The sequence below is a fragment of the Streptomyces sp. NPDC005202 genome, from assembly GCF_040608235.1.
Classification (GTDB): Bacteria; Actinomycetota; Actinomycetes; order Streptomycetales; family Streptomycetaceae; genus Streptomyces.
On record NZ_JBEXHW010000020.1, the window covers coordinates 80,639 to 104,673 of the forward strand.

Below are 24,035 nucleotides of genomic sequence, written 5' to 3' on the forward strand. Positions count from 1 at the left end.
AGGGCCTCTCACGGCTTGCCTACTGCTTACCGCACAGCGAGACGACCTTCTGCTCTTCCTCCGAGAGGCTGGGGCCGGGGCTGGGAGTGGGCGCGGTCGCGGACGTGGACGGGGACTTCGGCTTCGACGTCGACGGATTCGGCGTCGGTGTCGGTGTCGGTGTCGGTGTCGCCTTGGACGTAAAGGAGGTGCTGGTGGTTCCCGTGGTACCACCGGCCTGGCCCTGGCCCGTCTTGGCGTTGTTCTGACTCTCGACGGCGCGGCGCTGCGCCTCCTTCTTGCACGCGGAGGCCTGCACGGACAGCTCGTCGATCTTCTTCTCGGCGTCGTTCAGACCGCCCTGGGCGATCGTCGCCTTGACCTGCTTCTGCTGGTACGGCGGCAGGTACTTGAGTTCGATCTCGGGGTGGTCCTTCTCCACCTTCGACAGCTTCACCCAGGCCAGGTCCTGGCTGATGCCCCGGTACAGCGCGACGTGCTCGTCCTTGGTGCCGACGTAGTACTGCGTCTGCGTCCAGCGGTAGCCGCCATACAGGCCGCCGCCGATGACGGCGAGGGCGAGCAGGCTGTAGAGGGATCTCTTCAGCCACTTGCGGCTCTTCCTGGGCTTGACGAAGTCCTCGTCGCCGTAGTCGCCGAAGCCGGCCGCCGGGATGTAGCCGGTCGTGTCACCGGAGCCGGGCGGGCCGAACTCGCCGCCCCCGCCGCCCTGCCCGGGCACCTGGCGGCCGAGGCCGGCGGCGCGGCCGGCCGGGGTCTGCATGATGCCGTTGTCGTGCAGGTGGTTCTGGTTCTCGGCGACCGCGCCGACCACGACCGGGGTGTCGGAGAGCTGCCCGGCGAGGGTGTCCCCGGTGTCGAGGTCGAGGACGTCGGCGACGATGACGGTGATGTTGTCCGGGCCGCCGCCGCGCAGCGCGAGCTGGATCAGCTCCTGCACGGTCTCCTGCGGGCCCTGGTAGCTGGCGAGGGTCTCCTCCATCGTCTGGTGAGAGACGACACCGCTCAGGCCGTCGGAGCAGATCAGGTAGCGGTCGCCGGCACGGACCTCGCGGATGGACAGGTCGGGCTCGACGTGCTCGCCGCTGCCGAGGGCGCGCATGAGGAGGGCGCGCTGCGGGTGGGTGCTGGCCTCTTCCTCCGTAATGCGTCCCTCGTCGACGAGGCGCTGCACCCAGGTGTGGTCCTGCGTGATCTGCGTCAGGACGCCGTCGCGCAGCAGGTACGCGCGCGAGTCGCCGACGTGCACCAGGCCTAGCCGCTGCCCGGTCCACAGCAGGGCGGTGAGCGTGGTGCCCATGCCCTCGAGTTGGGGGTCCTCCTCGACCATCGCGCGCAGCTGGTCGTTGGCGCGCTGCACGGCCGCGCCGAGCGAGGTGAGGATGTCGGAGCCCGGGATGTCGTCGTCGAGCGCGACGATGGTGGAGATCACCTCGGAGGAGGCGACCTCGCCGGCGGCCTGGCCGCCCATCCCGTCGGCAATCGCGAGCAGGCGCGGACCGGCGTAACCGGAGTCCTCGTTGCCCTCGCGGATCATGCCTTTGTGCGATCCGGCGGCGAAGCGCAGTGACAGACTCATGCGCACCTCGCCCGTCGGCTCCGGGTACATCCGCACGGTGCCCACCCTCCGGTCGGGAGCGCGCCGCGGCTCGGGGTGCCGGCCGCCACTGCGTGCTCGCTCCGCTCGCTCATTGTCGTACTACTTCCGCAGCTCGATGACGGTCTTGCCGATGCGGATCGGCGCACCCAGCGGAATCGGTGTGGGGGTCGTCAGCCGGGTCCGGTCCAGGTACGTGCCGTTGGTGGATCCGAGGTCCTCGACGATCCACTGGCCGTCGCGGTCCGGATAGATCCTGGCATGGCGGCTGGAGGCGTAGTCGTCGTCCAGCACGATCGTGGAGTCGTGCGCGCGGCCCAGGGTGATCGTCTGGGCCTGCAGCGCGACCGTGGTACCGGTGAGGGTGCCCTCGGTCACCACGAGCTTGGTGGGGGCGTTGCGGCGCTGGCGGCCCCCGCCCTGCTGACCGCGCTGCGGTGGAGGTGCCGCCTGGCGCGCGGCCTGCTGCGGCCGCGCGGCGTCCCGGCGGGCCGCCCGCTGGGTGACGCGCGTACCGAACAGGTCGCTGCGGATGACCTGCACGGCCACGATCACGAACAGCCACAGTACGGCCAGGAAACCCAGCCGCATGACCGTGAGGGTCAGCTCTGACATTGCCCCCGGTTCACCCTTCGGCTTGCCTATAGATAACGGTGGTGCTGCCCACGACGATCCGCGAGCCGTCGCGGAGCGTAGCGCGGGTGGTGTGCTGCCCGTCCACCACGATGCCGTTGGTGGACCCGAGATCCTGGATCGTCGAGGGCGTTCCGGTCCGGATCTCACAGTGCCGGCGGGAGACGCCGGGGTCGTCGATCCGCACGTCGGCGTCGGTGCTGCGGCCCAGCACCAGCGTCGGACGGGAGATCTGATGGCGGGTGCCGTTGATCTCGATCCAGTAGCGGGTGCGTCCGCCGCTCACCGGGGCGGCCGCGGGCCGCTGCGCGGCGGGCTGCGGGTAACCGTAGCCGCCGGGGCGGCCGCCCGGCGGCGGCGCGGACGGCATCGGAGGTGCTCCAGAGGGCCCTGCGGCCGGCGGGTAGCCGTACCCGCCCGGGGCGCCGGCGCCCGGCCGCCCGGCAGGGGCGGACGAGGGGGCCTGCTGGCTGCTGGAGGAGGCGAGCGTACGGCTGCGCACCCGGTACAGACCGGTGTCCAGGTCGTCCGCCTTCTCCAGGTGGACCTTGATCGGTCCCATGAAGGTGTAGCGCTGCTGCTTGGCGTAGTCGCGCACCATGCCGGCCAGTTCGTCGCCGAGCTGGCCGGAGTAGGGGCTCAGGCGCTCGTAGTCCGGCGCGCTCAGCTCCACGATGAAGTCGTTGGGGACGACGGTGCGGTCGCGGTTCCAGATGGTCGCGTTGTTGTCGCACTCGCGCTGGAGCGCACCCGCGATCTCCACGGGCTGGACCTCGGACTTGAAGACCTTGGCGAAGGTGCCGTTGACCAGACCTTCGAGACGCTGCTCGAACTTCTTCAGGACTCCCATGGGGCACCTCCTCCGTCGTTGCCGTCGTGCTGCGTACTGCTTACCTGGTACTGCTTACTGATCGTATCCACGCGCCGGGAAATCGGCTGGTTCCCCCTGTCGGCCCCGTCGACGGGTGTCGACGCCTCCCGGGTTACCTGCGGAGCTGCCTCCGAGGTCCCCTGCGGAACTCCTCTTCGAACACCTTGCGAAGTCCTCCTGCGCGCACTACTGCCCAGGATCCTTCTGCCCAGGATCGTAGAGGTGGCCGCAGACCAGTGTCCCGCACCTGACTGTGGACCCCGACCGGCTCCTGGGGAGACGGGCGGGACCGGTACGAGGTTGATACGTGAACCGGCACACGTTGATACGGAACGGCGGGGTTCCGGGCGGGCCGGGGGCCGGGCGCCGCACGGGCGGGCCCCCGGGAAAGGGATGTGAACCCACCCTCTCCGGCGTGCTAATCTTCTGGATGTCGGAAGGCGCCAGCCCCCAAAGGGCCGGAGCCCGAGGACACACCCAATGCGCGGGTGGCGGAATAGGCAGACGCGCTGGATTCAGGTTCCAGTGCCCGCAAGGGCGTGGGGGTTCAACTCCCCCCTCGCGCACAGCTGGAAGCCCCGCAGGTCTCGGACCTGCGGGGCTTTTGCGTGTGTGGTGCATGTCTCACGCCGTGCGGCCCGTGGTTCTCGGTGGTCTCGGGTGAGGACAATCACACGGGTTCGCACGACCTGGCCGGGGTCGGCGGGGCGGGGTTGTCCACAGCCGTGCAGCTGTCCACAGCCGTGCAGTTGTCCACAGGGTCTGACGCGTCTCCGCCGTCGGCTGTACGGTCGGCTCGAGTTGATGTTCGTGCGTGTGCGGGGGAGGCGGTCGCGGGTGACCGAGGTCGGTGCAGGGGTGGCGGAGACGGTGCCGGCTCAGCAGAGGGCGGCGGGCACCGTCAGGGCGCGTCGGCTGCCCCGGGTGCGGGGTTTCGCCCAGTGGCCGGTGGAAGGGTCGCCCAAAGAAGAGGGGAAGGCCCTGCGGCGCCGGGTGCCGCGCCGGGCGCACGCCGTCCTCGACCTGGACGCCTCGCGCCCTGATGCGGTCACGGCGGTGGAGGAGTCCAACCTCGGCCGGATCCCGGAGCTCACCCCGATCCGGGTGGGCCGGATGGCGGCGACGCCGTTCGCCTTCCTGCGCGGTTCGGCGGGCCTCATGGCCTACGACCTGGCCCGCACGCCCATGACCCGGATCCGCGCGCAGATATGCGGAGACGCCCACGCAGCCAACTTCGGCCTGTACGGCGACGCCCGCGGCGGCCTGGTCATCGACCTGAACGACTTCGACGAGACGGTCCCCGGCCCCTGGGAGTGGGACCTCAAGCGGCTCGCCGCCTCGCTCGTGCTCGCCGGCCGGGAGGCGGGCTGCGACGAGGACAGCTGCCGCGAGGCCGCCCACGACGCGGTGGGCGCCTACCGGCGCACCATGCGGCTGCTGGCCAAGCTTCCGGTGCTGGATGCGTGGAACGCCATCGCGGACGAGGAACTCGTCTCCCACACCGACGCCCACGACCTGCTGGGCACGCTGGAGCGGGTCTCGGAGAAGGCGCGGGCCAACACCAGCGGGCGCTTTGCGGCCAAGTCGACGGAGCCGACCGAGGACGGCGGGCGCCGCTTCGTGGACGCCCCGCCGGTGCTGCGGCGGGTGCCGGACGCGGAGGCCGCGGCCGTGGCGGCATCGCTGGAGCAGTACCTGACCACGCTCTCCGAGGACCGCCTCCCCCTGCTGGCCCGCCACGCGGTGCACGACGTGGCCTTCCGGGTGGTCGGCACGGGCAGCGTGGGGACGCGGTCGTATGTGGTGTTGCTGCTGGACCACCGCGGCGAACCGCTGGTCCTGCAGGTGAAGGAGGCGAGGCCGTCGGCGCTGGTGCCGCACCTGGCGACGGCCGGTTTCGAGGTGCCGGAGGTGGACCACGAGGGGCGGCGCGTGGTCCTCGGCCAGAAGCGCATGCAGGTGGTGAGCGACATCCTGCTGGGCTGGACGACGGTCGACGGACGGCCCTTCCAGGTACGGCAGTTCCGCAACCGCAAGGGCAGCGTCGACCCCGCCGCGCTCGCCGCCGACCAGATGGACGACTACGGCCGCATGACCGGCGCCCTCCTGGCCCGCGCCCACGCCCACAGCGCCGACCCGCGTCTGATCGCCGGCTACTGCGGCAAAAACGAGGAACTGGACGAGGCCATCGCCACGTTCGCCGTCACCTACGCCGACCGCACGGAGGCGGACCACGCGGATCTGGTGGCTGCGGTGCGGTCGGGACGGGTTGCTGGGGAGATGGGGGTGTGAGGGAGCCGGGGAGCCAAGGCGGCGTTGTGGCTGGCGGTGTGTGCCGTCCAGCCGCGGCAGTCGTGGCGTAGGGGCGCACGGGCGGGCGCGACCGCGGCAGTCGTGCCGAGGGGCGCGCGGGTGGGCGCGACCGGCCCTCCGTCGGTGCCGCGCGACCCGCCGACGGCAACCGCGGCAGACCGGGCTCTGCCGGAAGCGGAGCCGAAGCCTTGGAAGTCCGATGTGAGTGAGGGCACCTCCGTCGTGGCCTACGCTGGTCGGGTGACGACCCCGGAAGCTGAGCAGGGTGGCGTCGCCGGTGCGGCCCGGGCGACGTCCGAGGACGGTGCGGCGCGGCCGGAGGAGCGGTTGGAGCGGGCCGTGCGGGCCGCAGAGCAGGCGCTCATCGAGTACGAGATCGCGGTGGAGACCTTCCGCGTGGAGGTGGAGAACTTCTCCCGCCTGCACCACCAGAAGCTCGGCCCGCTCTACGCCCGGCTCGACGAGCTGGAGGCGCAGATAGCCGAGGCCAGGGCCGCGCGCACCGGCGACCCCGAGGACCTGCGCAGGGCGGCCGAGGCACGGGCCCGGCTGCTGCCGATCCCCGGCGTCGAGGAGCTGCTCCACGGCTGGATGGACGGGGACGGACTGTTCCCGGAGGCAGCCGCGATGCTCACGGACCAGCCGGTGCGCCCCCCGCAGCGGGTACGCCCGAGCGAGGAGGCCCGCAAGCTCTACCGCGAGCTGGCCCGCAAGGCCCACCCCGACCTGGCGCAGGAGGACCACGAGCGCAAGCGGCGTGAGGAGTTCATCACCCGGGTCAACGCCGCCTACGCCCGTGGCGACGAGGACGAGCTGCGGGAGCTGGCCGCGGAGTGGGCCGCGGGCCCCAAGCCCAAAAAGCAGGGCCCGAGCCGCAGCGAGGAGCTCTACGCCCGCCTCGAGTGGCTCGCCCAGCGCAAGGAGCTGCTGACGCTCGTCGCCAAGGAGCTGGAGGAGAGCGCGATCGCCTCGATGCTCCGCCTGGCCCCCGACGACCCCGACCGCCTCCTCGACGAGATCGCCGAACAACTCCGCAACGAGGTGGCCGAACGGGAGGCGGAACTGGCGGTGCTGCTGGGGCAGGGGTGACTGGCGTCACCCGCGCCCGCCTGTGCGGCGATTCCTTCAGGTAGCGTCGGACCCATGCATTTCGGAGCTGGTGTGCCCACGGTCGAGGTCGCGGACCTCAAGGACGACGACTTCCTGCTGGACGTCCGTGAGGACGACGAGTGGCAGGCGGGTCACGCCCAGGGAGCGCTGCACATCCCCATCAGTGAGTTCGTGGCCCGGTACGGCGAGCTGACCGAGGCGGCGCCCCAGGACGGGCGGGTCCACGTGATCTGCCGCTCCGGCGGGCGCTCGGCCCAGGTCGCGATGTACCTGGTCCAGCAGGGCATCGACGCGGTGAACGTCGACGGTGGCATGCAGGTGTGGGCGGCCTCGGGCCGCCCCGTCGTGACCGACGAGGGCCGGCCGGGTTACGTCCTCTGACCACGAGGGGGCGACCGCATTCCTGACGCGGCGGTCTCGGCGGTCTCGGTGTTCTCTGCGTTCTGGGCGGTCTCGGTGTTCTCGGTGTTCTAGGTGTTCTAGGTGTTCTCGGTGTTCTAGGTGTCAGCTGAGCGGATGCGCCGCCAGCAGGTCACCCAGTGCCTCCTCGTGCGCCGCCGCCGGGCCGAGCGACAGCTCCAGGTGCTTGGCCCAGGCGTGGTACCGGTGCAGGGGACAGCCGGTGTCGGCGCCGAACCCGCCGTGCAGGTGCTGCGCGGTCTGCACGACCCGCCGTACCCCCTCCGAGGCCCAGATCTTCGCCACGGCGACGTCCCCGGCGGCGGGCAGCGCGCCCTGCGTCCCCGAGGAGATCCGCCACGCGGCCTGCCAGAGCGTGGCCTCCATGGCGCGCAGGTCGATGTAGCGGTCGGCGGCCTGCACGGCGACCGCCTGGAAGGTCGCGATCGGGAACCCGAACTGCTCCCGCCTGCTGGTGTACTCGCTGGTCATGCGCAGCACGCGCTCGCCCAGCCCGAGCGCCAGCGCACACGTCCTGGTGGCCAGCAGCTGGCGCAGCCACTCCCAGGCGCCGTCGGCGTCGATCACGTCGTGGGCCGGGATCCGCGCGGATTCCAGTCGCAGCTCGCCGAGCCGTTCGCCGGTGGTGGAGACCTGCTCGGCGAGCACGACGCCCTCGTGGCTCCGGGGGACCAGGGCGAGCACGCTCCGGCCGGCACCCGTGTGCGCGGGAACGAGGACGAAGTCGGCGTTGTACGCCCACGGCACCGCCGTCTGCATTCCGTCCAGCACCCACACGTCACCGTCCTGCCGTGCGGTGACGGCGAGTTCGGCGGGGTCGTGGCCGGTGCGGCCGTGCGCGGCGACGGTCAGCACCATCTCGCCCCGGCCCGCCCGGGGGAGCAGACGGGACGCCAACTCCTTGCCGCCGTGAGCCTGGACGGCCGCCGCGGCCGCGCTGTGTTCCAGGAGCGGCAGGCGGGCCAGCACCTTCGCGGACTCGCGCAGCACCAGGCACAGCGCTATGGCGTCCAGGCCCGCCCCGCCGGAGTCCTCGTCGAGCAGCAGGCTCAGCAGGTCCGCCTCGGCGAGCCGGGCCCACAGCACGCGGTCGAAGTCGTCGTTTTTTTTCGACGGCGCCCGCGGTGAGCGCCGGGCTGGGCACGGCATCCGGCGCGACCCCGGCAAAGACGCCTTTCGCCGCCTCGGCCGCCGCCTGCTGCTCCTCGGTAAAGGTGAAGTCCACGGTCCCTGCCCTCCGACGACCGGTTCTGACGGTGCGTCAAGATAGAACAGGTTCTAGAAGAAGGGAACGGTCCGGCAGCCCTTCGTCCGCCGACGCCTCAGCGGGCGCTCCGGCTCCCCGGGCCGTGGGCTGCTCGCCTTCCTCCAGGCCGCGAGCCGCGCTCACCTCGCTCCGGGTCGCGAGCTGCTCACCTCGCTCCGGGGCGCGAGCTGCTCACCTCGCTCCGGGGCGCGAGCCGCTCACGTCGCCCCCTACTGCGGGCCGTAACTGCTCACCGTCGCCCCCGACCGCGGGTCGCGAGCCGCTCACGTCGCCCCCGCCCGCGGGCCGTAACTGCTCACCGTCGCCCCCGACCGCGGGTCGCGAGCCGCTCACGTCGCCCCCGCCCGCGGGCCGTAACTGCTCACCTCGCCCCGGGTTAGCCCCGACAGCAATCACCCGTCCCTCAACGGTCGAAGTCCAGCTCCACCGTCTCCGTCGCCGGATGCGACTGGCACGCCAGCACGTACCCCGCCTTTGTCTCCTCCGGCTCGAGCGCGAAGTTGCGGTCCATGCGCACCTCGCCCGCGACCAGGAAGGCCCGGCAAGTCCCGCACACGCCGCCCTTGCAGGCGTAGGGAGCGTCGGGCCGGTTGCGCAGGACGGTTTCGAGGAGCGTCTCACCGTCATGGACCGGCCAGGTCCCGCCGCGGCCGTCGAGCCGGACGGTCACCGTGCTGTGCGTGGGGGCCGCGGCCGCCGGGCCCGGTGCCGTACTAGCGTCCACGTGGAAGATCTCCTCGTGGATCCGGGCCCGGGGCACCCCGAGTCCGAGCAGGGCCCGCTCGGCCTCCTGCACCAGCCCGAACGGCCCGCACAGGAACCATCCCGCCACCTCCCGCACCGGCAGCAGCGCCGGAAGCAGCCCGGTGAGCCGCTCCTGGTCGAGCCGCCCGGACGGCAGCCCCGCCTGCTGCTCCTCGCGGGAGAGCACCGTCACCAGCTGCAGCCGCTCGGGGTGGCGGTCCTTCAGGTCGGCGACCTCCTCCAGGAACATCGTCGAGGCCGTCGTCCGGTCGCTGCGTATCAGACAGAAGCGGGCGTCGGGCTCGCGCGCCAGCAGGGTCGCGGCGATGGACAGCACCGGTGTGATGCCGCTGCCGCCGACGATCGCCGCGTACAGGCCGGGCGCGGGCTGAAGCGTGAAGCGGCCCGCCGGGGTCATCACCTCGAGCTCGTCGCCGACGTTGATCTCCTTCAGCGCGTAACTGGAGAAGGCGCCGCCCTCCACCAGCCGCACCCCGACCCGCAGCGTCCGCGGTCCGTCGGCGTCGGGCTCCGGTGCCGGGGAGCAGATCGAGTACGTCCGCCGTATCTCGGCCCCGTCGACCACGCGCCGCAGCGCGAGGTGCTGACCCGGTGCGTGCCGGTACTCCTCGCGCAGCTCGGGGGGTACCACCAAGGTGAGGGCCACGGAGTCGTCGGTGAGCCGGTCGACCGCGGTCACGGGCAGCGGGTGGAAGTGGGCCATCACACCTCCTTGAAGTGGTCGAACGGTTCCCGGCAGACGAGGCAGCGGCGCAGCGCCTTGCAGGCGGTGGAGGAGAACCAGCTGAGCAGCTCGGTGTCGGCCGATCCGCAGTGCGGGCAGCGGATGGGGTCCGGCTCGGCCGCGGGATCCGGCTCGAGCGCGCGTGTCGGGCCGAGCTCCAGCGGGACCGGTCCCGAGGCGCTTCGCGCGCGCGGCGGCGCTATGCCGAACTCCCGCAGCTTGCGCCGCCCCTCCTCCGTGATGTCGTCCGTCGACCACGCGGGCATGAGCACCCTGCGGACGGTGACCTCGCGCATGCCGTGCTCCCGCAGCACCCGCTCTATGTCCTGGGACATCGCCTCGATCGCCGGGCAGCCGGTGTACGTCGGGGTCAGCTCGACCTCGACCGCGTCGGCGCCGCGTACGTGCACCGCGCGGACCACACCCAGCTCCTCCAGGCTGAGCACGGGCAGCTCGGGGTCGGGCACCGAGCCCGCAAGCCGCAGCAGCTCCGCCTCCAGGGGTGTCGTGGCGGTCACCATGACGCCCCCGGGTGGCTGCGGTGCAGGTGCTGCATCTCGGCGAGCATGCGCCCGAACGGCTCGGTGTGCAGGCCCTGCCGGCCCGCGCCCGCCGACCACGCCCCGGACTGCGGGCCCTCGGGGAGCGTCAGGGTGGCCCGGCGCAGTACGTCGCCCACGGACTCCAGCCAGGCCGCCTGCATCCCCGCCCAGTCGATGTCCAGGCCCTCCACCGGCTGGAACATCTCCCCGGTGAACCGCCACAGCGTCTGGCAGGCCCGTTGCATCCGCTCGTGGCTGACGTCCGTGCCGTCGCCGAGCCGCAGCGTCCATTGTTCGGCGTGGTCGCGGTGGTAGGCGACCTCCTTGACGGCCTTCCCGGCGAGCGGGGCGAAGTCGCCGTCCTCGGCGGCCAGTTGCGTGTACAGCAGGTGCTGGTAGGTGGAGAAGTACAGCTGGCGGGCGATGGTGTGGGCGAAGTCGCCGTTGGGCTGCTCCACGAGCTGGAGGTTGCGGAAGGCGCGCTCCTCGCGCAGATACGCCAGCTCGTCCTCGTCCCCGACCATCGACAGCAGTACCCGGGCCTGGCCCAGCAGGTCCAGGGCGATGTTGGCGAGGGCGACCTCCTCCTCCAGGACGGGCGCATGACCCGCCCACTCCCCCAGGCGGTGGGAGAGCACCAGGGCGTCGTCGCCCAGGGCGAGGGCGGCCGTCGTGGGAACCGTGGTCGTCACAGGTGCTTCACCCCCTCCGGGATCTGGTAGAAGGTCGGGTGCCGGTAGGGCTTGTCGGCGGCCGGCTCGAAGAAGGGGTCCTTCTCGTCCGGTGAGGACGCCGTGATCGCCGAGGACGGGACGACCCAGATCGAGACGCCCTCGCCGCGCCGGGTGTAGAGGTCGCGGGCGTTGCGCAGGGCCAGCTCCGCGTCCGGGGCGTGCAGGCTGCCGGCGTGGGTGTGGGACAGGCCGCGCCGGGTGCGCACGAAGACCTCCCACAGGGGCCAGTCGGTGTTCGTCATGCTCGCCTCGCTCCTGTCTCACCGGTGTGCTTGGCCGCGTACGCCGTGGCCGCCTCCCGTACCCACGCGCCCTCGTCGTGGGCCCGTCGGCGCTGGGTGATCCGCTGTTCGTTGCACGGGCCGTTGCCCTTGAGGACCTCCCAGAATTCGGTCCAGTCGATGGGACCGAAGTCGTAGTGGCCCCGCTCCTCGTTCCACTTCAGGTCCGGGTCCGGGAGGGTGAGGCCGAGGGACTCGGCCTGCGGGACGCAGATGTCGACGAAGCGCTGGCGCAGCTCGTCGTTCGAGTGGCGCTTGATCTTCCAGGCCATCGACTGCGCGGAGTGCTGGGAGGCGTCGTCGGGTGGGCCGAACATCATCAGCGACGGCCACCACCAGCGGTCCACCGCATCCTGCGCCATCGCGTGCTGCTCGGGGGTGCCGCGGCTGAGGGCCAGCAGCAGCTCGTACCCCTGGCGCTGGTGGAAGGACTCCTCCTTGCAGATGCGGACCATCGCGCGCGCGTACGGCCCGTAGGAGCAGCGGCACAGCGGGACCTGGTTGGTGATCGCGGCGCCGTCCACCAGCCAGCCGATCGCGCCGACGTCCGCCCAGGTCAGCGTCGGGTAGTTGAAGATCGAGGAGTACTTCTGGCGGCCGCTGTGCAGCTTGTCGAGCAGCTCGTCGCGGCTGGTGCCGAGGGTCTCGGCCGCGCTGTACAGGTACAGGCCGTGGCCCGCCTCGTCCTGGACCTTGGCCATGAGGATGGCCTTGCGACGCAGGGAGGGCGCGCGCGTGATCCAGTTGGCCTCCGGCTGCATGCCGATGATCTCGGAGTGGGCGTGCTGGGCGATCTGCCGGATCAGCGTCGCGCGGTAGGCGTCGGGCATCCAGTCCCGTGGCTCGATCCGCTCGTCCGCGGCCACGGCGGCGTCGAAGGCGCGCTGGTAGGCGTCGGTGTCCGGGGCGCCGTCCGAGGCGCCGTACGCCTGTGTGCGGGCCGTCTGCTGGGCGGCTGCTGTCGCCATGCGGTCCCCCTCGACCTCGACTTCTTCCATGTCTACCGACCGATCGTTCGGTTCGTGCGATTCAATGGTGAGCCGCGGCGCCGTAAGGTGTCAACCGCTGTGGACAACCCGCTGTGCCTCCTTTGGACAAAGCGCGGTACGTCTGCTGAGCCGACTCGTGCGGCGTCTGCCGTGGGGTGAGCTGCGGCACGTCCTGCCGGGCCGTACGCCGGCGCCATTCGGCGGTGGGCCGCTTTGAGCGCCGTACGAGCGACGGCCGGCAGAGCGGCACGCGAAGCAGTCTCGGCAGGGGGCGGCCGGGTCGGCCTGGGGGTGTGCCCGGCGGCCGGGCCTGAGTACCGTTCCGGTGCGGCGCCGAGGAGCGGCGCGCGTGGCAGTGCGGTGCCCTGCGGCCCTGCGGCCGGGCGCGGCTGGGCGGGTGGGTGGCCGGAAGACGGGGATCGGGAAACGGGGCGGAATGGACGCGTACGACGAGGACTCGAACGTCCCGGACGGGCCGGCCGGGACGGCCGGGGCCGGCGGGACGGCCGGGGCCGGCGGGACGGGCCGCCCGGCCGACTCCGACGACTCGTCGCCCGGCGGCCGGCCGACAGCCCCCGAGCGGAGTGTTCGCCTCCCGGCGCCCGGCGAGCGGAGTGTCCGTGTCCCGGCGTCCGCCGAGCCGAGTGGCCCCCTCCCGGACTCCGCCCGTCCCCTCCCCGCACCTCCCCCCGAACCGGCGTACGTCTCCGCGCCCGCCGAGTCCGGTCCCCGTGCCGGAACCCGCACCGGTGTCGCCGCGCTCTCCCCGCGCTATCAGGTCGGCGCGGCGCTGGCGCTCGCGGTCGTCGCGGTGACCGCCTGCGTGCACCTCGGCATGGTGTTCCTGCACGTCGCGCCGCCGAACACGGTGACGAAGCAGCACGGCAAGGCCATCGACGAGTGGATCTACCCGGAGTTCGAGCAGAACTGGAAGCTCTTCGCGCCGAACCCGCTGCAGCAGAACATCGCGGTGCAGGTGCGCGCCGAGGTCCGTACGACGGACGGCGGCACGCGCACCACCGGCTGGTACGACCTGTCCGCTCAGGACGGCCGGGCCATCGACGGCAATCTGCTGCCGAGCCACACCCAGCAGAACGAGTTGCGCCGCGCCTGGGACTTCTACGTCGCCTCGCACGACAGCGACAACCGTCCGGCGGCCCTGCGCGGCGCGCTGGCGGAGCAGTACCTGCGCCGCATCGTCGTGCTGCGCCTCGACCGCGAGCACGCGGCCGGCCCGGGCGGCGTCGTGGACCGTGTCCAGGTCCGCAGCCGCATCACCAACGTGCCCCCGCCGAAGTGGAGCGGGGAGAAGGTGCCGGACAGGCCCGCGTACCGCCTGCTGCCGTGGTGGTCGGTGCCGGCCGACGAGGCCGAGGGAGGGGTGCGGTGAACCGCCTCGCGCTCTCCGTCTCCCGCGGGATCGGCCGGGTCACCGAAGCGGCACTCGGCCCCTACCAGGCGGCCGTCATACGCATCGGCTTCTCCGCGACCTGGCTGCTGTTCCTGCTGTGCGAGTTCCCCCACCGCCAGGAGCTGTACGGGCCCGACGGGCCGTGGAGCTGGGACCTCGCCCAGCAGCTGACCGCGGACAACGGCGCCTTCACGGCCCTGATGTGGTTCAAGGGCCAGGTCTGGTTCGAGGTTGTCTACGCGCTGGCCGTCCTGTCGGGCCTGCTGCTGATGCTGGGCTGGCGCACCCGCACGATGTCCGTGCTGTTCATGGTCGGCGTGCTCTCGCTGCAGAATCGCAGCGTCTTCGTGGGCGACGGCGGCGACAACGTCCTGCACCTGATGTCGCTGTACCTGGTCTTCACCCGCTGCGGCCAGGTGTGGTCGCTGGACGCGCGGCGGGCCCGGCGCGCGGAGGCGGCACGCGCGCGTGGGGAGCGGATGCCTGACCGGGCCGGCCCCGTCCTGTGGACCGCGCTCGGGCTGGTCCTGGCCGTGGTGACCGCGGCGGGCCGGCTCGAGGGCGAGTGGCTCGTGCCCGCGCTCCTGTGGGCCGTGTGGCTGGCGCAGGCACTGTGGTGGGTGGTCGGGCGGCGCGCCGGGTCGGCGGAGCCACGGATCCTGCTCGACGTGGTCGCCAACATCCTGCACAACGGCGCCCTGCTCGTGATCATGGCCGAGGCCTGCCTGATCTACGCGACGGCCGGCTGGTACAAGATCCAGGGTTCGCGCTGGCAGGACGGCACCGCCGTCTACTACCCGCTCCACCTGGACTACTTCTCGCCCTGGCCGGCGCTCGCCGACCTGCTGTCGGCCAGCGGCACCCTGGTGATGCTGGTGACGTACGGGACCGTCATCGTGCAGGTCGCCTTCCCGTTCACGCTTTTCAACCGGCGGGTCAAGAACGTCCTGCTGGCGGCCATGATGGCCGAGCACGCCGTGATCGCGGTCGTCCTGGGGCTGCCGTTCTTCTCACTGGCGATGATCGCGACGGACGCGGTGTTCCTGCCGACGTCGTTCCTGCACCGGGCGGGCGGCTGGGCGGCGCGCGCGCGTGGACGGCTGTTTCCGCGCGCCGCCCGGACCCTGCCGGGGGACCCGCGCTCCCCGGAGGACAGCGAGCCCGCCCACGTAGGCTTCACGGCATGACCGACCCCGTACGCGCCTGGCACCGGCTCGCCGACACCTGCGTGCTGCTCGACGGCTTCCACGCCCTCAAGCACGCGGTGCGCTTCGGGGCCGAGGTGCCGGTGGCGGTCACCGTCGACCGGCGGGCGGCGCTCGCCCTCGCCGACGAGCTGGCCCCGGACGTACGGGACAGGCTGGCCGCCCAGCTGACCGAGGTGCCGCAGGAGACGTACGCGTCGCTCGTCCCGCGTCCCCACCCCACGGCCGTGGCCGCTCTCGCCGTACGCCCCTCCCGCGACGCCCATCTGCGGGCGCTGGCCCGCATGCCCCGCAGCGCGCCCGTGGTCGTCCTGGACCAGCCGCGCAACCTGGGCAACGCGGGGGCCGTGATCCGGCTGGCCGCCGGCTTCGGGGCGACCGGTGTGGTCACCACCGGCACCCTGGACCCCTGGCATCCGACGGTGGTGCGCGGCGGGGCGGGGCTGCACTTCGCGACCGCCGTGGAGCGGCTCACCGTCGACGAGCTGCCGCCCGGTCCGCTGTTCGCCCTCGACCCGGAGGGCGAGGACATCCGAGGGCTGAAGCTGCCGGACGACGCCGTGCTCGCCTTCGGCTCCGAGCGCAGCGGGCTGTCCGCCGAACTCCGCGCGCGCACCGACCACTTGGTGGCACTGCCGATGCGCCCCCAGGTCTCCAGCTACAACCTCGCGACCAGCGTGGCCATGACGCTGTACCACTGGAGCGCCACCGGGGGCGCACCGATCACCTCCTAGGGGCACGGGAGCGCCGCTGGGCGCGCCCCCCGGCTCCTACGCCTGCCGGCGCACCTCCACCACCCGGAAGCGGTTCGCGACGAACGCCCCGTCGGTGAGCGCCGCGCTGGCCGCCGGGTTGCCGCCCGAGCCGTGGAAGTCGGAGAAGGCGGCCGTCTGGTTGACGTACACCCCGCCGGTGAGGTTGAACGACAGCTGGGCGGCCTCTTCCAGGCACACCTCCTGCACCGCCTGCTCGACCTCCTCGTCGGTCGTGTAGGCGCCCACCGTCATCGCGCCCTTCTCGCGGATCGTCCGGCGCAGCAGCTCCACCGCGTCCGCCGCGGAGTCGACCGCGACGGCGAAGGAGACGGGGCCGAAGCACTCGCTCATGTAGGCGGCCTCGGCGTCCGGCTTGGCGCCGTCCAGCTTCACGATCACGGGTGTACGGACGACCGCGCCCGGGAAGTCCGGGTTGCTGACCTCCCGGGAGGCGAGGGCGACTTCGCCCAGGCCCGCCGCGGCCTCCAGTCGGGCCTTCACATCCGGGTTGACGATCGCGCCGAGCAGGGCGTTCGCGCGCGCGTCGTCGCCGAGGAGGCCGTTGACCGACTTCGCGAGGTCGGCGACCACCTCGTCGAAGGACTTGGGGCCCTCGTCGGTGCGGATGCCGTCGCGGGGGATGAGCAGGTTCTGCGGGGTGGTGCACATCTGGCCGCTGTACAGGGACAGCGAGAAGGCCAGGTTGGACAGCATCCCCTTGTAGTTGTCGGTCGACTCCACGATCACCGTGTTGACGCCGGCCTTCTCCGTGTAGACCTGCGCCTGGCGGGCGTTGGCCTCCAGCCAGTCGCCGAACGCCGTCGAACCCGTGTAGTCGATGATCCTGATCTCGGGCCGGGTGGCCAGGGTCTTGGCGATGCCCTCGCCGGGGCGCTCGGCAGCCAGCGCGACCAGGTTGGCATCGAAGCCCGCCTCGGCGAGCACCTCGCGGGCGATCTTCACCGTCAGCGCGAGCGGCAGCACCGCGCGCGGGTGGGGCTTCACCAGGACCGCGTTGCCGGTGGCCAGGGAGGCGAACAGGCCCGGGTAGCCGTTCCATGTCGGGAAGGTGTTGCAGCCGATGACCAGCGCGATCCCGCGCGGAACCGGCGTGAACTGCTTGGTGAGCGCCAGCGGGTCGCGCTTGCCCTGGGGCTTGGTCCACTCCGCGGTGTCCGGGGTGCGCACCTGCTCCACGTACGCGTACGCCACCGCCTCCAGGCCGCGGTCCTGCGCATGCGGGCCGCCCGCCTGGAACGCCATCAGGAAGGCCTGGCCGGAGGTGTGCATGACGGCGTGTGCGAACTCGTGCGTCCGGTCGCTGATCCGCTTGAGAATCTCAAGACACACCACGGCACGCGCCTCCGCGCCCGCGTCGCGCCAGGCGCGCTGGCCGGCCTTCATGGCGGGCAGCAGCACGTCGATGTCCGCGTGCGGATATGTCACGCCCAGTTCGATGCCGTACGGCGAGACCTCGCCGCCCACCCAGTCGTCCGTGCCGGGCTGGCCGAGGTCCAGACGGGTGCCCAGGACGGCGTCGAAGGCGGCCTTGCCCGCGGCCGCGTCCAGGCTGCCGTGCTCACCGTAGGCCTTGGGGTGCTCGGGGTGGGGCGACCAGTACGCGCGCGTGCGGATCGCCTCCAGGGCCTGGTCCAGGGTGGGCCGGTGCCTGGCGATCAGCTCGTGCGCGGTCAGTTCGGCGGCCATGCGGGACCAACTCCTCGTCTCAAGAACTCTTCGTCGAGCTCATGACCTGGGCAGAACCATGGGCAGGAACGGCTAGACAGGGCTAGAGTAACCGAACGATCGGTCGGGACAAGGGGGCCTGCCGCATCTGTGGAAAACGCCGTGCGGGAGGATCGCGCACATGACAGCACTCGACCTCAGCAGCCCCGTGGCCGTCGTCGGCACCGGCACCATGGGACAGGGCATCGCCCAGGTCGCGCTCGTCGCGGGCCATCCCGTGCGGCTGTACGATGCCGTGCCCGGACGCGCCCGGGAGGCGGCCGCCGCGATCGGTGCCCGCCTTGACCGGCTCGTCGAGAAGGACCGGCTCACCGGCCCCGACCGGGACGCGGCCCGCGCCCGGCTCCGGTCCGCCGAGAGCCTTGCCGAGCTCGCGGACTGCGCGCTGGTCGTCGAGGCCGTCCTGGAGCGGCTGGACGTCAAGCAGGAGCTGTTCCGGGAGCTGGAGGGCATCGTCGCCGACGACTGCCTGCTCGCCACGAACACCTCGTCCCTGTCGGTGACGGCGATCGGCGGCGCCTTGCGCAACCCGGGCCGCTTCGTGGGCCTTCACTTCTTCAACCCGGCCCCGCTGATGCCGCTGGTGGAGGTCGTCTCCGGGTTCGCCACCGACGTCACGTCGGCCACGCGCGCGTACGAGACGGCCCGCGCCTGGGGCAAGACCCCGGTCGCCTGCGCGGACACCCCAGGTTTCATCGTCAACCGCATCGCGCGGCCCTTCTACGCCGAGGCCTTCGCGGTCTACGAGGCCCAGGCCGCCGACCCCGCCACCATCGACGCGATCCTGCGCGAGTCCGGCGGCTTCCGGATGGGCGCCTTCGAGCTGACCGACCTCATCGGGCAGGACGTCAACGAGTCCGTCACCCACTCCGTGTGGCAGTCCTTCTTCCAGGACGTCCGCTTCACGCCCTCGCTCGCCCAGCGGCGCCTGGTCGAGTCCGGCCGCCTCGGCCGCAAGAGCGGGCACGGCTGGTACGACTACGCCGACGGCGCCGAGCGCCCCGAGCCGCACACCGCGGAGAAGGCCCAGGAGCCCGCGTACGTCGTCGCCGAGGGCGATCTGGGACCGGCGTCCGAGGTGCTCGCGCTGATCCGCGAGGCGGGCATCTCCGTCCGCGAGGAGGACGAGGACCACGGGACCCGCCTGGTGCTGCCCAGCGGCGGCCAGCTGGTCCTCGCCGACGGACAGACCTCGGTCGAGTTCCGGGACGTCGTCTACTTCGACCTGGCGCTGGACTACCGCCGAGCCACCCGCATCGCCCTGTCCGCCTCCCAGGACACCTCGCCGCAGACCCTCAAGGAGGCCACCGGCCTCTTCCAGGCGCTCGGCAAGGACGTCAGCGTCATCGGCGACGTCCCCGGCATGATCGTCGCCCGCACGGTCGCGCGGATCGTCGACCTGGCGCACGACGCCGTCGCCAAGGGCGTGGCCACCGAGGAGGACATCGACACCGCGATGCGCCTGGGAGTCAACTACCCCCTCGGCCCCTTCGAGTGGAGCCGCAGGCTCGGCCGGTCCTGGGCCTACGACCTCCTGGACGATCTGCACCTGCGCGACCCGTCCGGACGTTACGCGCCGTCCCTGGCGCTCTACCGCCACGCGTACGCCACCGAGAAGCGGGAGGGCACCTCATGACCGCCGTCAAGCGCGACACGTACACCCCGGAGACGTTGCTGTCCGTCGCCGTGCAGGTCTTCAACGAGCGCGGCTACGACGGCACTTCAATGGAGCACCTGTCCAAGGCGGCCGGCATCTCCAAGTCGTCGATCTACCACCACGTCGCCGGCAAGGAGGAGCTGCTGCGCAGGGCGGTCAGCCGGGCGCTGGACGGGCTCTTCGGGATCCTCGACGAGGAGCACGCGCGCGTGGGGCGCGCCGCCGAGCGCCTGGAGTACGTCGTACGGCGCATGGTCGAGGTGCTCATCGCCGAACTGCCGTACGTGACGCTGCTGCTGCGGGTGCGTGGCAACACCGACACCGAGCGCTGGGCGCTGGAGCGGCGCCGCGAGTTCGACCGCCGGGTCGCCGAGCTGCTGAAGGCGGCGGCCGCCGAGGGGGACGTGCGCGGCGACGTGGAGGTGCGGCTCGCGACCCGGCTCGTCTTCGGGATGATCAACTCGATCGTGGAGTGGTACCGCCCAGACGGGCGCGGCATGAACGAGCGCGAAGTGGCCGACGCCGTCGTCCAGTTGGTCTTCGGCGGCCTGCGCAAGGACACCTGAGTCAGCCCTGCGGCTCCAGGTCCTCCTCCTCGAACACCAACAGCGTGCGCGTGCTGAGCACCTCGGGGATCGCCTGGAGCCGGGTGAGCACCAGCTCCCGCAGCGCCCGGTTGTCCGGCGTGTGCACCAGCAGCAGGACGTCGAAGTCGCCGCCCACCAGCGCAATGTGGGCGGCGCCGGGGAGCTGTCTGAGCTGCTCGCGCACCGTGCGCCAGGAGTTCTGCACGATCTTCAGCGTGATGTACGCCGAGGTGCCCTGCCCTGCGCGTTCGTGGTCGACGCGGGCTCCGAAGCCGCGGATGACACCGTCCTCGATGAGGCGGTTGATGCGCGCGTAGGCGTTGGCGCGCGAGACGTGGACCCGTTCGGCGACCGACCGTACAGAGGCGCGGCCGTCCGTCTGAAGCATCTGCAGGATGTCCTGATCGACACGGTCCAGCGGGCGCGGGGGCGACAGGGCGCCGCCGTCCGAGCTCTCGGCCATTTGTTCAGATGCCATGTCCCCCCGCCTCTCTACCATGGACGTACTGCGTCCATCTCAGGCTGTGCAGAACCGTTTGTCCACAGCCTGGGGGGGCCTGTAGCCAAAATGTGCCGACGACCGAACAATCGGTAGGTGAGGCGCATCACAGACGCCGCGCCTCTTGAAGCCGCTCCCACGAGGAGGTGCCGTCATGACGGTCATGGAGCAGCGTGGCGCGTATCGGCCGTCGCCGCCGCCCGCCTGGCAGCCCCGTACCGACCCCGCGCCGCTGCTGCCCGACGCGGAGCCGTACCGCGTCCTCGGTACGGAGGCGGCCGCGAAGGCCGACCCGGAGCTGCTGCGCCGGCTGTACGCGCAGCTGGTGCTCGGCCGCCGGTACAACGCGCAGGCCACCGCCCTCACCAAGCAGGGCCGCCTCGCCGTCTACCCGTCCAGCACCGGCCAGGAGGCCTGCGAGGTCGCCGCCGCGCTCGTCCTCGAGGAGCGTGACTGGCTCTTCCCCAGCTACCGCGACACGCTCGCCGTCGTCGCCCGCGGCGTGGACCCCGTCGAGGCCCTGACCCTGCTGCGCGGCGACTGGCACACCGGCTACGACCCCTACGAGCGCCGCGTCGCCCCCCTGTGCACCCCGCTCGCCACCCAGCTTCCGCACGCCGTCGGCCTCGCGCACGCCGCCCGCCTCAAGGGTGACGACGTGGTCGCGCTGGCGATGGTCGGCGACGGCGGCACCAGCGAGGGCGACTTCCACGAGGCGCTGAACTTCGCCGCCGTCTGGCAGGCCCCGGTCGTCTTCCTCGTGCAGAACAACGGCTTCGCGATCTCCGTCCCGCTCGCCAAGCAGACCGCCGCTCCCTCCCTCGCCCACAAGGCGGTCGGGTACGGCATGCCGGGCCGCCTGGTCGACGGCAACGACGCCGCCGCCGTCCACGAGGTGCTCAGCGACGCCGTACGGCACGCGCGCGCGGGAGGCGGTCCGACGCTGGTCGAGGCGGTGACGTACCGCATCGACGCCCACACCAACGCCGACGACGCCACCCGCTACCGCGGCGACGCCGAGGTCGAGGCCTGGCGCGAGCACGACCCGATCCTGCTGCTGGAGCGGGAGTTGACCGAGCGCGGCCTCCTCGACGAGGACGGCATCCGGGACGCGCGCGAGGACGCCGAGACGATGGCCGCACAGCTGCGCGAGCGCATGAACCAGGACCCGGCGCTCGACCCCATGGACCTGTTCGCCCACGTGTACGCCGAGCCCACCCCGCAACTGCGCGAACAGCAAGCCCAGTTGCGGGCCGAGCTGGAGGCCGAGGCCGAGTCGGAGGAGAGTGCGGCCCGATGACCACCGTCGCCCTCAAGCCGGCCACCATGGCACAGGCCCTCACGCGCGCGCTACGCGACGCGATGGCTGCCGACCCCGCGGTGCACGTCATGGGCGAGGACGTCGGCACCCTCGGTGGCGTCTTCCGGGTCACCGACGGACTTGCCAAGGAGTTCGGCGAGGACCGCTGCACGGACACGCCGCTGGCCGAGGCCGGCATCCTCGGCACGGCCGTCGGCATGGCGATGTACGGCCTGCGCCCGGTCGTGGAGATGCAGTTCGACGCCTTCGCCTACCCGGCGTTCGAGCAGCTCGTCAGCCATGCCGCGCGGATGCGCAACCGCACGCGCGGCAAGATGCCCCTGCCGATCACCATCCGTGTCCCCTACGGCGGCGGCATCGGCGGCGTGGAGCACCACAGCGACTCCTCCGAGGCGTACTACATGGCGACTCCGGGGCTCCATGTCGTCACGCCCGCTACCGTCGCCGACGCCTACGGGCTGCTGCGCGCCGCCATCGCCTCCGACGACCCGGTCGTCTTCCTGGAGCCCAAGCGGCTGTACTGGTCGAAGGACTCCTGGAACCCGGAGGACCCGCAGACCGTTGAACCGATAGGCCGCGCCGTGGTGCGGCGCACCGGCCGGAGCGCCACGCTCATCACGTACGGCCCGTCCGTGCCCGTCTGCCTCGAAGCCGCCGAGGCGGCGCGGGCCGAGGGCTGGGACCTCGAAGTCGTCGACCTGCGCTCCCTGGTGCCGTTCGACGACGAGACGGTCAGCGCGTCGGTACAGCGCACCGGACGAGCGGTCGTCGTGCACGAGTCGGGCGGATTCGGCGGCCCGGGCGGGGAGATCGCCGCCCGCGTCACGGAGCGCTGTTTCCACTACCTGGAGGCGCCGGTGCTGCGCGTGGCCGGGTTCGACATCCCCTACCCGCCGCCGATGCTGGAGCGGCACCACCTGCCCGGCGTCGACCGGATCCTGGACGCCGTGGCGCGTCTGCAGTGGGAGGCCGAGAGCTGATGGCACAGGTGCTGGAGTTCAAGCTCCCCGACCTCGGTGAGGGGCTCACCGAGGCGGAGATCGTCCGCTGGCTGGTCGAGGTCGGTGACGTCGTCACCGTCGACCAGCCGGTCGTCGAGGTCGAGACGGCCAAGGCGATGGTCGAGGTGCCCTGCCCCTACGGCGGCGTGGTCACGGCCCGCTTCGGCGAGGAGGGCACCGAACTTCCCGTCGGCTCGCCCCTGTTGACGGTGGCGGTCGGGGAGCCGGCCGCCGGCGGCGAGACCGGAAACTCCGGCAGCGTCCTGGTCGGCTACGGCACGTCGGAAGCACCGGCGCGCCGCCGCAGGGTTCGGCCGCAGCCGTTCCCGTCCGCTTCGCGGAACGACGGGGTGCCTGCGGCCGACGGGACGCGGGCCGGTGGTGCGGCGTCGGTGGGCGGCGCACAGGCCGGGGCTACGGCGCCAGGTGCGCGGTCCGCAGGCAGCGGGGTGATGACCACGGCTGCCGCGTCCGGCATGAGCGACGGTCCCGTCCCGGTCATCTCGCCGCTCGTGCGCCGGCTCGCCCGGGAGCACGGAGTGGACCTGCGTCAGCTGACGGGCTCCGGGCCCGACGGGCTGATCCTGCGGGCGGATGTCGAGGACGTCCTCAGGTCCAACGCGGCGCCCGGCGGTACGGCAGGCACGCCCGTCGCCACGGCCGCTTCCGCATCCGGCGCGTCCGCATACGCCGCCGCGGCCCCCGCGCCTGCAGCGGCCACCACCCCCCGTGTCCCGAACGCCCCCGCGCAGACCGCCGCACCAGGTGTCCCGCAGGTCCCATCAGGCACGCGCATCCCCCTCAAGGGCGTCCGCGGTGCCGTCGCCGACAAGCTCTCCCGGAGCCGTCGCGAGATACCGGACGCGACCTGCTGGGTGGACGCCGACGCGACGGAGCTGATGCGTGCCCGGGCGGCCATGAACGCGGCCGGGGGACCGAAGATCTCCCTGCTCGCGCTGCTGGCCCGGATCTGCACGGCCGCGCTCGCCCGCTACCCCGAGCTCAACTCGATGGTCGACATGGAGGCCAGGGAGGTCGTCCGGCTCGCCGAGGTGCACCTCGGCTTCGCCGCGCAGACCGAGCGCGGGCTCGTCGTACCGGTCGTGCGGGACGCGCACGCGCGGGACGCCGAGTCGCTGACCTCCGAGTTCGCCCGGCTGACCGAGGCGGCCCGCGCGGGCACCCTCACACCCGCGGAACTCACCGGCGGCACCTTCACGTTGAACAACTACGGGGTGTTCGGCGTCGACGGCTCCACGCCGATCATCAACCACCCCGAGGCGGCCATGCTCGGCGTCGGCCGCATCGTGCCCAAGCCCTGGGTACACGAGGGCGAGCTGGCCGTGCGGCAGGTCGTCCAGCTCTCGCTCACCTTCGACCACCGGGTCTGCGACGGAGGCACGGCGGGCGGTTTCCTGCGGTATGTGGCCGACTGCGTGGAACAGCCGTCGGTGCTGCTGCGGACGTTGTGACCGCGTCGGCACGCCCGCATTCCCTGTGATCGTGGCGGGACGCATACTCGGGGGGTGACCCCGTACGAGCCCTCCGGCGACCCCGGCGCCGCCACCGAGCGTGCGCCGGGGGCCGATGTCGCCTACGACGCCGTC

General features: G+C 72.2%; 21 protein-coding genes, 1 tRNA gene and 1 pseudogene. 12 read left to right on the forward strand and 11 right to left on the reverse strand.

Going from position 1 to position 24,035, the window contains the following annotated elements:
• Window positions 1-19 precede the first annotated feature (19 nt).
• The 3 genes from ABZV31_RS25330 to ABZV31_RS25340 form a co-directional block, all read right to left on the reverse strand.
• Complete coding sequence (locus ABZV31_RS25330) at window positions 20-1,579, reverse strand: Stp1/IreP family PP2C-type Ser/Thr phosphatase (protein ID WP_355897961.1); 1,560 nt, start codon at window positions 1,577-1,579, stop codon at window positions 20-22.
• 120 nt (window positions 1,580-1,699) lie between these two features.
• The gene (locus ABZV31_RS25335) at window positions 1,700-2,212 is read right to left on the reverse strand and encodes an FHA domain-containing protein (protein ID WP_355897964.1); all 513 of its coding nucleotides are present in this window, start codon (window positions 2,210-2,212) and stop codon (window positions 1,700-1,702) included.
• Between the two features lie 10 nt (window positions 2,213-2,222).
• Window positions 2,223-3,080: a DUF3662 and FHA domain-containing protein gene (locus ABZV31_RS25340; protein ID WP_355897967.1), complete on the reverse strand. Its 858-nt coding sequence runs from the start codon at window positions 3,078-3,080 to the stop codon at window positions 2,223-2,225.
• A gap of 503 nt (window positions 3,081-3,583) precedes the next feature.
• Here ABZV31_RS25340 and ABZV31_RS25345 point away from each other — a divergent pair.
• The 4 genes from ABZV31_RS25345 to ABZV31_RS25360 all read left to right on the forward strand — a co-directional run bounded on the left by ABZV31_RS25345 (window position 3,584) and on the right by ABZV31_RS25360 (window position 6,905).
• Window positions 3,584-3,667: transfer RNA gene (locus ABZV31_RS25345), tRNA-Leu, on the forward strand.
• A gap of 238 nt (window positions 3,668-3,905) precedes the next feature.
• Window positions 3,906-5,393 (forward strand): DUF2252 domain-containing protein, encoded by a 1,488-nt coding sequence (locus tag ABZV31_RS25350; protein ID WP_355897970.1) that lies wholly within the window; start codon window positions 3,906-3,908, stop codon window positions 5,391-5,393.
• Between the two features lie 261 nt (window positions 5,394-5,654).
• Window positions 5,655-6,503 (forward strand): hypothetical protein, encoded by an 849-nt coding sequence (locus tag ABZV31_RS25355; RefSeq protein ID WP_355897973.1) that lies wholly within the window; start codon window positions 5,655-5,657, stop codon window positions 6,501-6,503.
• 72 nt (window positions 6,504-6,575) lie between these two features.
• Entirely contained in the window at window positions 6,576-6,905 is a 330-nt protein-coding gene (locus ABZV31_RS25360; protein ID WP_355898052.1) for a rhodanese-like domain-containing protein, read from the forward strand.
• A gap of 123 nt (window positions 6,906-7,028) precedes the next feature.
• Here ABZV31_RS25360 and ABZV31_RS25365 read toward each other — a convergent pair.
• The 6 genes and pseudogenes from ABZV31_RS25365 to paaA form a co-directional block, all read right to left on the reverse strand.
• Window positions 7,029-8,169 (reverse strand): annotated as a pseudogene (locus tag ABZV31_RS25365) (acyl-CoA dehydrogenase).
• 445 nt (window positions 8,170-8,614) lie between these two features.
• Complete coding sequence (locus ABZV31_RS25370) at window positions 8,615-9,679, reverse strand: 2Fe-2S iron-sulfur cluster-binding protein (protein ID WP_355897976.1); 1,065 nt, start codon at window positions 9,677-9,679, stop codon at window positions 8,615-8,617.
• Window positions 9,679-10,221 (reverse strand): 1,2-phenylacetyl-CoA epoxidase subunit PaaD, encoded by a 543-nt coding sequence (gene paaD / locus ABZV31_RS25375; RefSeq protein ID WP_355897979.1) that lies wholly within the window; start codon window positions 10,219-10,221, stop codon window positions 9,679-9,681. Before paaD ends, ABZV31_RS25370 begins: the two co-directional genes overlap by 1 nt.
• Entirely contained in the window at window positions 10,215-10,934 is a 720-nt protein-coding gene (gene paaC, locus ABZV31_RS25380) for a 1,2-phenylacetyl-CoA epoxidase subunit PaaC (RefSeq protein WP_355897982.1), read from the reverse strand. Before paaC ends, paaD begins: the two co-directional genes overlap by 7 nt.
• Entirely contained in the window at window positions 10,931-11,218 is a 288-nt protein-coding gene (paaB, locus tag ABZV31_RS25385; RefSeq protein WP_355897985.1) for a 1,2-phenylacetyl-CoA epoxidase subunit PaaB, read from the reverse strand. Before paaB ends, paaC begins: the two co-directional genes overlap by 4 nt.
• The gene (paaA, locus tag ABZV31_RS25390) at window positions 11,215-12,225 is read right to left on the reverse strand and encodes a 1,2-phenylacetyl-CoA epoxidase subunit PaaA (RefSeq protein ID WP_355898055.1); all 1,011 of its coding nucleotides are present in this window, start codon (window positions 12,223-12,225) and stop codon (window positions 11,215-11,217) included. The genes paaB and paaA overlap by 4 nt, the downstream gene beginning before the upstream one ends.
• 457 nt (window positions 12,226-12,682) lie before the next feature.
• Here paaA and ABZV31_RS25395 point away from each other — a divergent pair, with 457 nt between their 5' ends.
• The 3 genes from ABZV31_RS25395 to ABZV31_RS25405 are packed head-to-tail and all read left to right on the forward strand — an operon-like array spanning window position 12,683 to window position 15,596.
• On the forward strand, window positions 12,683-13,636 hold the full coding sequence (locus ABZV31_RS25395) for a DUF5819 family protein (protein ID WP_355897988.1): 954 nt from the start codon (window positions 12,683-12,685) through the stop codon (window positions 13,634-13,636).
• A complete protein-coding gene (locus tag ABZV31_RS25400; protein ID WP_355897990.1) occupies window positions 13,633-14,844 on the forward strand; it encodes an HTTM domain-containing protein in 1,212 nt (403 codons plus the stop codon). The genes ABZV31_RS25395 and ABZV31_RS25400 overlap by 4 nt, the downstream gene beginning before the upstream one ends.
• Window positions 14,841-15,596, forward strand: coding sequence for a TrmH family RNA methyltransferase (locus ABZV31_RS25405; RefSeq protein ID WP_355897993.1), 756 nt, complete (start codon window positions 14,841-14,843; stop codon window positions 15,594-15,596). The genes ABZV31_RS25400 and ABZV31_RS25405 overlap by 4 nt, the downstream gene beginning before the upstream one ends.
• Window positions 15,597-15,632: 36 nt before the next feature.
• Here ABZV31_RS25405 and paaN read toward each other — a convergent pair whose 3' ends face one another.
• The gene (gene paaN / locus ABZV31_RS25410) at window positions 15,633-17,324 is read right to left on the reverse strand and encodes a phenylacetic acid degradation protein PaaN (RefSeq protein WP_355897996.1); all 1,692 of its coding nucleotides are present in this window, start codon (window positions 17,322-17,324) and stop codon (window positions 15,633-15,635) included.
• Between the two features lie 160 nt (window positions 17,325-17,484).
• On the opposite strand from paaN, the gene ABZV31_RS25415 reads away from it, so the two are divergent.
• Together ABZV31_RS25415 and ABZV31_RS25420 are read left to right on the forward strand one after the other, a co-directional pair.
• Window positions 17,485-18,999 carry a 3-hydroxyacyl-CoA dehydrogenase gene (locus tag ABZV31_RS25415; RefSeq protein ID WP_355897999.1) on the forward strand — a complete coding sequence of 505 codons (1,515 nt, stop codon included), beginning with the start codon at window positions 17,485-17,487 and terminating at the stop codon, window positions 18,997-18,999.
• Window positions 18,996-19,586 (forward strand): TetR/AcrR family transcriptional regulator, encoded by a 591-nt coding sequence (locus tag ABZV31_RS25420; protein ID WP_355898002.1) that lies wholly within the window; start codon window positions 18,996-18,998, stop codon window positions 19,584-19,586. The genes ABZV31_RS25415 and ABZV31_RS25420 overlap by 4 nt, the downstream gene beginning before the upstream one ends.
• A gap of 1 nt (window position 19,587) precedes the next feature.
• Here the strand turns inward: ABZV31_RS25420 and ABZV31_RS25425 are convergent, their stop codons facing one another.
• Entirely contained in the window at window positions 19,588-20,070 is a 483-nt protein-coding gene (locus ABZV31_RS25425; RefSeq protein ID WP_355898058.1) for an Lrp/AsnC family transcriptional regulator, read from the reverse strand.
• A gap of 190 nt (window positions 20,071-20,260) precedes the next feature.
• Here ABZV31_RS25425 and pdhA point away from each other — a divergent pair, with 190 nt between their 5' ends.
• The 3 genes from pdhA to ABZV31_RS25440 are packed head-to-tail and all read left to right on the forward strand — an operon-like array spanning window position 20,261 to window position 23,900.
• Window positions 20,261-21,406 carry a pyruvate dehydrogenase (acetyl-transferring) E1 component subunit alpha gene (pdhA, locus tag ABZV31_RS25430; RefSeq protein ID WP_355898005.1) on the forward strand — a complete coding sequence of 382 codons (1,146 nt, stop codon included), beginning with the start codon at window positions 20,261-20,263 and terminating at the stop codon, window positions 21,404-21,406.
• A complete protein-coding gene (locus tag ABZV31_RS25435) occupies window positions 21,403-22,407 on the forward strand; it encodes an alpha-ketoacid dehydrogenase subunit beta (RefSeq protein WP_355898008.1) in 1,005 nt (334 codons plus the stop codon). Before pdhA ends, ABZV31_RS25435 begins: the two co-directional genes overlap by 4 nt.
• Window positions 22,407-23,900, forward strand: coding sequence for a dihydrolipoamide acetyltransferase family protein (locus ABZV31_RS25440; protein WP_355898010.1), 1,494 nt, complete (start codon window positions 22,407-22,409; stop codon window positions 23,898-23,900). The genes ABZV31_RS25435 and ABZV31_RS25440 overlap by 1 nt, the downstream gene beginning before the upstream one ends.
• Window positions 23,901-24,035: the final 135 nt, after the last annotated feature.

What these genes read in the sequence shown, in the direction of transcription:
- ABZV31_RS25330 (WP_355897961.1), bottom strand. Translation starts at nt 1,579, where the DNA reads ATGAGTCTGTCACTGCGCTTCGCCGCCGGATCGCACAAAGGCATGATC.
- ABZV31_RS25335 (WP_355897964.1), bottom strand. Translation starts at nt 2,212, where the DNA reads ATGTCAGAGCTGACCCTCACGGTCATGCGGCTGGGTTTCCTGGCCGTA.
- ABZV31_RS25340 (WP_355897967.1), bottom strand. Translation starts at nt 3,080, where the DNA reads ATGGGAGTCCTGAAGAAGTTCGAGCAGCGTCTCGAAGGTCTGGTCAAC.
- ABZV31_RS25350 (WP_355897970.1), top strand. Translation starts at nt 3,906, where the DNA reads ATGTTCGTGCGTGTGCGGGGGAGGCGGTCGCGGGTGACCGAGGTCGGT.
- ABZV31_RS25370 (WP_355897976.1), bottom strand. Translation starts at nt 9,679, where the DNA reads ATGGCCCACTTCCACCCGCTGCCCGTGACCGCGGTCGACCGGCTCACC.
- paaD (WP_355897979.1), bottom strand. Translation starts at nt 10,221, where the DNA reads ATGGTGACCGCCACGACACCCCTGGAGGCGGAGCTGCTGCGGCTTGCG.
- paaB (WP_355897985.1), bottom strand. Translation starts at nt 11,218, where the DNA reads ATGACGAACACCGACTGGCCCCTGTGGGAGGTCTTCGTGCGCACCCGG.
- paaA (WP_355898055.1), bottom strand. Translation starts at nt 12,225, where the DNA reads ATGGCGACAGCAGCCGCCCAGCAGACGGCCCGCACACAGGCGTACGGC.
- ABZV31_RS25395 (WP_355897988.1), top strand. Translation starts at nt 12,683, where the DNA reads ATGGACGCGTACGACGAGGACTCGAACGTCCCGGACGGGCCGGCCGGG.
- ABZV31_RS25405 (WP_355897993.1), top strand. Translation starts at nt 14,841, where the DNA reads ATGACCGACCCCGTACGCGCCTGGCACCGGCTCGCCGACACCTGCGTG.
- paaN (WP_355897996.1), bottom strand. Translation starts at nt 17,324, where the DNA reads ATGGCCGCCGAACTGACCGCGCACGAGCTGATCGCCAGGCACCGGCCC.
- ABZV31_RS25415 (WP_355897999.1), top strand. Translation starts at nt 17,485, where the DNA reads ATGACAGCACTCGACCTCAGCAGCCCCGTGGCCGTCGTCGGCACCGGC.
- ABZV31_RS25420 (WP_355898002.1), top strand. Translation starts at nt 18,996, where the DNA reads ATGACCGCCGTCAAGCGCGACACGTACACCCCGGAGACGTTGCTGTCC.
- ABZV31_RS25425 (WP_355898058.1), bottom strand. Translation starts at nt 20,070, where the DNA reads ATGGCCGAGAGCTCGGACGGCGGCGCCCTGTCGCCCCCGCGCCCGCTG.
- pdhA (WP_355898005.1), top strand. Translation starts at nt 20,261, where the DNA reads ATGACGGTCATGGAGCAGCGTGGCGCGTATCGGCCGTCGCCGCCGCCC.
- ABZV31_RS25435 (WP_355898008.1), top strand. Translation starts at nt 21,403, where the DNA reads ATGACCACCGTCGCCCTCAAGCCGGCCACCATGGCACAGGCCCTCACG.
- ABZV31_RS25440 (WP_355898010.1), top strand. Translation starts at nt 22,407, where the DNA reads ATGGCACAGGTGCTGGAGTTCAAGCTCCCCGACCTCGGTGAGGGGCTC.